The organism is Shigella sp. FJ200513, assembly GCF_040495915.1.
Taxonomy (GTDB): domain Bacteria; phylum Pseudomonadota; class Gammaproteobacteria; order Enterobacterales; family Enterobacteriaceae; genus ECMA0423.
The window spans coordinates 1-7,900 of record NZ_JBDYCV010000142.1 but is presented as its reverse complement, the minus strand read 5'-3'; the positions used below and the strand labels follow the sequence as shown (position 1 = coordinate 7,900).

The 7,900-nt window shown below is 48.6% G+C and carries 6 protein-coding genes and 2 pseudogenes; 4 read left to right on the top strand and 4 right to left on the bottom strand.

Features of this window, described 5'->3' with window-relative positions:
- Positions 1–72 precede the first annotated feature (72 nt).
- Both ydfJ and ABZJ92_RS19540 read left to right on the top strand, forming a co-directional pair.
- Positions 73–1,092 (top strand): annotated as a pseudogene (gene ydfJ, locus ABZJ92_RS19545) (MHS family MFS transporter YdfJ); the annotation flags it as partial.
- An 88-nt stretch (positions 1,093–1,180) separates the two neighbouring features.
- Positions 1,181–2,641: a mannitol dehydrogenase family protein gene (locus ABZJ92_RS19540; protein ID WP_000527804.1), complete on the top strand. Its 1,461-nt coding sequence runs from the start codon at positions 1,181–1,183 to the stop codon at positions 2,639–2,641.
- 35 nt (positions 2,642–2,676) lie between these two features.
- Here ABZJ92_RS19540 and ydfZ read toward each other — a convergent pair whose 3' ends face one another.
- The 3 genes from ydfZ to ydfG all read right to left on the bottom strand — a co-directional run bounded on the left by ydfZ (position 2,677) and on the right by ydfG (position 4,579).
- Positions 2,677–2,880, bottom strand: coding sequence for a putative selenium delivery protein YdfZ (gene ydfZ, locus ABZJ92_RS19535; protein ID WP_000214712.1), 204 nt, complete (start codon positions 2,878–2,880; stop codon positions 2,677–2,679).
- Positions 2,881–3,057: 177 nt separating this feature from the next.
- Positions 3,058–3,744: a DNA-binding transcriptional regulator rspR gene (gene rspR, locus ABZJ92_RS19530; protein WP_000215549.1), complete on the bottom strand. Its 687-nt coding sequence runs from the start codon at positions 3,742–3,744 to the stop codon at positions 3,058–3,060.
- Between the two features lie 88 nt (positions 3,745–3,832).
- Positions 3,833–4,579 (bottom strand): bifunctional NADP-dependent 3-hydroxy acid dehydrogenase/3-hydroxypropionate dehydrogenase YdfG, encoded by a 747-nt coding sequence (gene ydfG / locus ABZJ92_RS19525; RefSeq protein ID WP_005050098.1) that lies wholly within the window; start codon positions 4,577–4,579, stop codon positions 3,833–3,835.
- 136 nt (positions 4,580–4,715) lie between these two features.
- Between ydfG and dcp the strand changes: the two genes are divergently transcribed.
- The gene (gene dcp, locus ABZJ92_RS19520) at positions 4,716–6,761 is read left to right on the top strand and encodes a peptidyl-dipeptidase Dcp (RefSeq protein WP_005068122.1); all 2,046 of its coding nucleotides are present in this window, start codon (positions 4,716–4,718) and stop codon (positions 6,759–6,761) included.
- 44 nt (positions 6,762–6,805) lie between these two features.
- Here the strand turns inward: dcp and ABZJ92_RS19515 are convergent, their stop codons facing one another.
- The gene (locus ABZJ92_RS19515) at positions 6,806–7,324 is read right to left on the bottom strand and encodes a 2-oxo-tetronate isomerase (RefSeq protein WP_001024558.1); all 519 of its coding nucleotides are present in this window, start codon (positions 7,322–7,324) and stop codon (positions 6,806–6,808) included.
- 275 nt (positions 7,325–7,599) lie between these two features.
- On the opposite strand from ABZJ92_RS19515, the pseudogene ydeI reads away from it, so the two are divergent.
- Positions 7,600–7,824: pseudogene (ydeI, locus tag ABZJ92_RS19510) on the top strand (YdeI family stress tolerance OB fold protein); the annotation flags it as partial.
- Between the last annotated feature and the right edge of the window lie 76 nt (positions 7,825–7,900).

The window sequence follows — 7,900 nt, the reverse complement described above, 5'->3', positions numbered from 1 at the left end:
TTTCTGCTCATTATTAGCTCCTTCTGATGCCATTCTATTTCAGGAAGGAGTGTCCGTTAAACTCAGGCTACCTCACCCATCTTGCTGGTGACGCTGCGTATTATTCAGGGATTGGGTGCAGGTGCGGAAATTTCCGGTGCCGGTACGATGCTGGCGGAATATGCGCCAAAAGGTAAGCGCGGAATTATCTCCTCATTTGTGGCTATGGGAACTAACTGCGGCACCTTAAGCGCAACGGCAATCTGGGCCTTTATGTTCTTCATTCTCAGTAAAGAGGAACTGCTGGCGTGGGGATGGCGTATACCGTTCCTGGCGAGCGTTGTCGTGATGGTCTTTGCTATCTGGTTGCGTATGAATCTGAAAGAAAGCCCGGTCTTTGAGAAGGTTAACGACAGCAACCAACCGACAGCAAAACCTGCACCTGCTGGTAGCATGTTCCAGAGCAAATCCTTCTGGCTGGCAACAGGGCTGCGTTTTGGTCAGGCGGGTAACTCCGGTTTAATTCAGACTTTCCTTGCAGGCTATTTAGTACAGACGTTATTGTTTAACAAAGCAATTCCAACAGATGCATTGATGATCAGTTCGATTCTCGGCTTTATGACCATTCCGTTCCTTGGTTGGTTATCCGATAAAATTGGTCGCCGGATCCCGTATATTATTATGAATACCTCTGCGATTGTGCTGGCGTGGCCAATGCTTTCTATCATCGTAGATAAAAGCTATGCCCCGAGCACCATTATGGTTGCACTGATTGTGATTCATAACTGTGCGGTGCTGGGATTATTTGCTCTGGAAAACATTACCATGGCAGAAATGTTCGGCTGTAAAAACCGCTTCACCCGGATGGCTATTTCAAAAGAAATTGGTGGTCTTATCGCTTCCGGTTTTGGTCCTATCCTGGCGGGTATTTTCTGCACCATGACGGAATCCTGGTATCCGATCGCCATTATGATCATGGCATATTCAGTGATTGGTTTAATCTCTGCGCTGAAAATGCCAGAGGTGAAAGACCGTGATTTAAGTGCGCTGGAAGACGCTGCGGAAGATCAACCGCGTGTTGTAAGAGCTGCGCAACCTTCCAGAAGTCTGTAAACCCTCAATCCCTTCTCTTACCGGAGAGGGGATTTTTATTCATATAACAAAACATATAGCTTGCCATATTTAAATTTAAGGAATTGTTATGGGAAATAATTTGTTATCAGCAAAAGCGACACTCCCTGTTTATGATCGTAATAACCTGGCCCCAAGAATTGTTCATTTAGGCTTTGGTGCATTTCACCGTGCGCATCAGGGCGTGTATGCCGATATTCTTGCTACAGAACATTTCAGTGACTGGGGATATTATGAGGTCAACTTAATCGGCGGCGAACAGCAAATTGCCGATTTACAACAGCAAGATAATCTTTATACCGTTGCGGAAATGTCGGCCGATGCGTGGACGGCTCGCGTCGTTGGCGTCGTTAAAAAAGCCTTGCACGTACAGATGGATGGCTTAGAAACCGTGTTGGCTGCGATGTGTGAACCGCAAATCGCGATTGTCTCTCTGACAATCACCGAAAAAGGGTATTTCCACTCTCCGGCGACCGGACAGTTAATGCTCGAGCACCCGATGGTCGCTGCCGACGTGCAAAATCCCCACCAGCCGAAAACAGCAACAGGGGTGATTGTTGAGGCGCTGGCTCGCCGTAAAGCGGCAGGACTTCCCGCATTTACCGTCATGTCATGTGACAACATGCCAGAAAACGGTCATGTTATGCGTGACGTTGTCACTTCCTACGCGCAAGCCGTTGATGTAAAACTGGCACAATGGATCGAAGATAACGTGACTTTCCCATCAACAATGGTGGACCGTATTGTGCCCGCAGTGACAGAGGATACGCTGGCGAAAATCGAACAACTTACCGGTGTGCGCGATCCTGCTGGCGTTGCCTGTGAACCTTTCCGCCAGTGGGTTATCGAAGATAACTTTGTAGCCGGACGTCCGGAATGGGAAAAAGCGGGAGCCGAACTGGTTAGTGATGTGCTGCCTTATGAAGAGATGAAGTTGCGCATGCTCAACGGCAGTCATTCATTCCTGGCATATCTGGGTTATCTTGCTGGATATCAGCACATTAATGACTGTATGGAAGATGAACATTATCGTCATGCGGCGTATGGCATGATGTTGCAGGAACAAGCGCCGACGCTGAAAGTGCAGGGCGTTGATTTGCAAGATTACGCTAACCGATTAATTGCACGCTATAGCAACCCGGCGTTACGTCATCGAACCTGGCAGATTGCGATGGATGGCAGCCAGAAATTGCCACAGCGGATGTTGGATTCTGTTCGCTGGCATCTGGCGCATGACAGCAAGTTCGATCTGCTGGCGCTGGGCGTCGCGGGTTGGATGCGTTATGTCGGTGGTGTTGATGAACAGGGAAATCCGATAGAAATCAGTGACCCACTGTTACCTGTTATTCAGAAGGCTGTACAAAGTAGTGCCGAAGGGAAAGCGCGCGTCCAGTCATTGCTGGCGATTAAGGCAATCTTTGGTGATGATTTGCCAGACAATAGCTTGTTTACTGCAAAAGTGACGGAAGCGTACTTGTCTTTATTAGCGCATGGCGCGAAAGCGACCGTGGCGAAATATTCCGTGAAGTAAAAAAAGCAATGCCGCCATCGGCGGCATTCACACACTTAGTTCATGCCGAGACGAATCAGGTCCAGAGGTGCCAGTTTCTCTTCACAACCTTCAACAACTACGGTTTTTCCGCGGCGGATTTGCTCAGCGGTCAGACCTTCAGTATCAATCGACAGGATCTTGCCAGTGTGACCGGTGCCGCTAACCATAACACGGCTGCCAGTGGTGATTGCGTTACGGTTACGATCGTAGGTCGTCATAGGTGTTTTCTCCTTTCTGATTTACAGTCGAAGCCCACGTAACGGGCGCAATATAAATACTCCTGTCGAGTGAAATATTTTTTGTTTTTGATCAAGCTCACATCTTTTTTGATGCATGCATGAGCCGTAAGGCGGGGGGAAAAGCCTCTCATCCCGGATGGGATGAGAGTAAATGAATTACTCTTCGCTAAACCAGTCGCTGTTTTCCTGGCGGATCTGGCGCACGGATTCGCTGATTTCCTGCAAATGTTGCGTCATTGCACGTTCTACCGCATCGCCATCACGTTTTTGCAGGGCAGAGAAAATATCAAGATGCTGGCGTAACAGCATTTCTGGTGGAGAAACATGGTCGAAACTCATATAGCGCACGCGATCAACGGTCGCTTTCAGGTTCTCAATGGTATCCCACGCCAGTTGACAGTCGGCAATCTGCGTCAGGAGTTGATGGAAGTTGTCATCAAGTTCAAAAAAATCATCCAGTTGCTTGCGCTCAATGGCAATGCGTTGCTGGTGAAGATTTTGTTCCAGTTGGTAGCACTGGCTTTCGGTAATCATGCTCGCCGCCCGACGCGCCACCGCGCACTCAATGGCCTGACGGATAAAACTGCCGTTGCGCACCTGGGCCATGGAAATTTTGTTGACGTAGCTGCCACGCTGCGGACGAATTTGAATCAGGCCGTTTTCCGCCAGTTTAATAAAGGCTTCACGAACCGGCTGGCGTGACACATTGAAACGAACAGAAACTTCTTTTTCCGACAACGGTGTGCCTGGTGCAATCAGGCAATGGACAATGTCGCGACGAAGAATACGATAAATCTGCTGATTGACAGGCTGTGTGGGATTAAGTTGCGTTTCGACGGTCATTCGTTCTTGCTTGTGAGTGAGTTAACTGCATGAGTCTACCACTTTTTTGTGACAAGCAATAACCCGGCAGTTACGCCGGGTATAAAAATTACTGACGGTGGACATTCAGTCCGGCATAGCTTTGGGTAACCGGCATCATTTCCAGGGTATTGATATTGACGTGAGCAGGCAGCGTTGACACCCACCAGACGGCTTCGCTGACATCTTCTGGCGTCAATGCAACGGTATTTTGATAGGTTTTTTCCGCTTTACCGTCATCGCCTTTAAAGCGGACATTGGAAAACTCGGTGCCACCCACCAGACCCGGTTCGATGTCGGTGACGCGCACCGCCGTACCATGCAGATCCGTACGCAGATTCAGGCTAAACTGACGAACAAACGCTTTCGTCGCACCGTAAACGTTACCACCGGCATACGGCCAGCTGCCTGCCGTTGAGCCAATGTTAATAATATGACCATGATTACGTTCAACCATACCCGGTAAGACGGCGCGCGTCATATATACTAGGCCTTTGTTGTTGGTATCAATCATCGTTTCCCAGTCTTCAACGCTGGCTTTATGCGCAGGCTCCATGCCCAACGCCAGGCCGGCATTATTTACCAGGATATCAATATTGCTCCACTCGGCAGGGAGCGATGCCAGCATCTCTTCAATAGCGGCGCGGTTGCGAACGTCCAGTTGGGCGATATACAGATTATCTCCCAGTTCGTCTGTTAACTCCTGCAACCGCTCCTGGCGACGGCCAGTGGCGATAACTTTATGCCCTTGTTGAATAAAACGACGAGTAATGCATTCACCAAAACCTGCCGTTGCTCCAGTTACTAAAACGATCATCTCACTGTTCCTCAACGCTTTTGTGTGTCAATAACATAGCACGTGATGCTTAAGAGCGGGTAATACTGGTTTGCAAGATTGCACTCCGTTATCAGTAAGCCTACGCTATGGAACACCTCGCGTTCAGGAGAAGAAAATGACAACAATGAATCCTTTCCTTGTGCAAAGCACACTGCCGTATCTGGCTCCTCATTTTGATCAAATTGCCAATCATCACTATCGCCCGGCATTCGATGAGGGAATGCAACAAAAGCGGGCAGAAATTGCTGCCATCGCGCTTAACCCGCAAACGCCTGATTTCAACAATACTATTCTGGCACTGGAACAAAGCGGAGAATTAATTACCCGCGTTACCAGCGTCTTTTTTGCGATGACTGCGGCGCATACCAATGATGAATTACAGCGTCTTGATGAACAGTTTTCCGCTGAACTGGCGGAACTGGCTAATGATATCTATCTGAACGGTGAATTATTCGCGCGGGTAGATGCTGTCTGGCAGCGCCGTGAATCCCTGGGGCTTGATAGTGAATCCATCCGCCTGGTGGAGGTTATTCATCAACGTTTTGTCCTTGCCGGAGCCAAACTTGCACAAGCTGATAAAGCAAAATTAAAAGTACTGAATACAGAAGCTGCGACCCTGACCAGCCAGTTTAACCAGCGGTTACTTGCAGCAAATAAATCCGGCGGTCTGGTTGTGAACGATATCGCGCAGCTGGCAGGAATGAGTGAGCAAGAGATTGCGCTGGCGGCAGAGGCGGCTCGCGAGAAAGGTCTGGATAACAAATGGCTGATTCCGCTGCTGAATACCACCCAACAACCGGCGCTTGCCGAAATGCGCGATCGTGCGACGCGTGAAAAACTGTTTATTGCGGGCTGGACGCGAGCGGAAAAAAATGATGCCAATGATACCCGCGCTATCATTCAACGTCTGGTAGAGATTCGCGCACAGCAGGCGAAACTGCTTGGTTTTCCTCATTATGCCGCATGGAAAATCGCCGATCAGATGGCAAAAACGCCAGAAGCAGCACTCAACTTTATGCGGGAAATTGTTCCAGCGGCGCGTCAACGTGCGAGCGATGAATTAGCCTCCATACAGGCGGTTATCGATAAGCAGCAGGGCGGGTTTAGCGCGCAGCCGTGGGACTGGGCATTTTATGCGGAACAGGTACGGCGGGAGAAATTTGATCTTGATGAGGCGCAGCTCAAGCCATATTTTGAATTAAACACGGTGTTAAATGAGGGTGTATTCTGGACCGCGAATCAGCTCTTCGGTATTAAGTTTGTCGAACGTTTTGATATTCCGGTCTACCATCCTGACGTTCGTGTGTGGGAAATTTTTGATCATAATGGCGTGGGACTGGCGTTATTTTACGGTGATTTCTTCGCCCGTGATTCAAAAAGCGGCGGTGCATGGATGGGCAATTTTGTTGAGCAATCAACGCTTAATGAAACGCATCCGGTAATTTATAACGTCTGCAATTATCAGAAACCCGCTGCCGGTGAGCCTGCGTTGTTACTCTGGGATGATGTAATAACCTTATTCCATGAATTTGGTCATACGCTGCACGGCCTTTTTGCCCGCCAGCGTTATGCCACGCTTTCCGGCACCAACACGCCGCGTGATTTTGTCGAATTTCCGTCGCAAATCAACGAACACTGGGCAACGCATCCGCAGGTATTCGCTCGCTACGCCCGGCATTATCAGAGCGGGGCAGCAATGCCTGACGAACTGCAACAGAAAATGCGTAATGCCAGCCTGTTCAACAAAGGGTATGAGATGAGCGAACTGCTTAGCGCCGCACTTCTCGATATGCGCTGGCATTGCCTGGAAGAAAACGAAGCAATGCAGGATGTCGATGATTTTGAATTGCGGGCGCTGGTGGCGGAAAATATGGATCTTCCTGCTATACCGCCACGCTATCGCAGCAGTTATTTCGCCCATATTTTTGGTGGCGGATATGCTGCAGGTTATTACGCTTATCTGTGGACGCAAATGTTGGCCGATGATGGTTACCAGTGGTTTGTTGAGCAGGGCGGATTAACGCGTGAAAATGGGCAGCGTTTTCGCGAGGCGATCCTTTCCAGAGGTAACAGCGAAGATCTGGAACGCCTGCATCGACAATGGCGTGGTAAGGCTCCTCAGATTATGCCGATGCTGCAACATCGTGGCTTGAACATATAAACACCACCAATGGCTGGCCTGGAGATATCGCCAGGCCAGCCTGGTTATAGCAGTAATTGCAGCAGCTGGGCGAGGGCAAACCTCACCGCTAAAGCTAATACCGTTTCGCAGTCGCCAGCAAAATGCATAACCGCAGTGTAGTTCTGGCCTTTAATATGCCACGCGAACCAGACGGTACCCGCTGGCGTACCATCTTCACCGCCCTCCGGTCCGCCGTAGCCGGTAATGGCAATACTGACATCAGCATCCGCACGCTCTATGGCACCTGTTGCCATTTCTGCTGCCACTTTCTCACTCACCGCAGAATATCGTTCAAGAGACTGCTGGCTTACGCTGAGGATTTTCATCTTTGCCTGATCGGTGAAAGTAACAAAGCCTGCACCGTAAAATTTGGGTGTATCTTCAGCTGCACACAGGGCGCTAGCCAACTTACCGCCGGTGCATGATTCGGCGGTAGTTAAGCGTAATTGATCCGCGATAAGTCTTTGACTCAACGCGGATGTCAGGTTTTCAATAGTGTCGGTATCTGCGAGTTGTACAATTTTATCTTTATTAATGTTCACTGTTTTTTGTCCACGCTATTATATGTAAAGGTGATTTGCTTTTTCTGTATGCTCGTCCAATATAATAATTTTCAAACATATAAATCCGATTATTCTGAAAACATGTTTAAGACTCTTCAATCTTCTTAACTTTAGTGAGTCAAATTCTCTGAATATTTGACAGCTAGTGGGCTGATTTTAAATGCCTTATAACAATTGGCAGTATTCTTATTTGGCAATTATAAAAATAGCAACCAGACTTAATAAGTCAAACCAAACGCAATTAAGGAGTTAGTATGAAATTTCAGTCCATTGTATTAGCAAGTTTTCTTGTCATGCCTTATGCGTTGGCAGATGACCAGGGCGGTTTAAAACAGGATGCAGCGCCACCGCCGCCTCATGCAATAGAAGATGGCTATCGCGGAACCGATGATGCAAAAAAAATGACCGTTGATTTCGCAAAAAACATGCACGATGGCGCTTCGGTTTCACTACGCGGTAATTTGATTTCTCACAAAGGAGTGAGGTAGCCTGAGTTTAACGGACACTCCTTCCTGAAATAGAATGGCATCAGAAGGAGCTAATAATGAGCAGAAA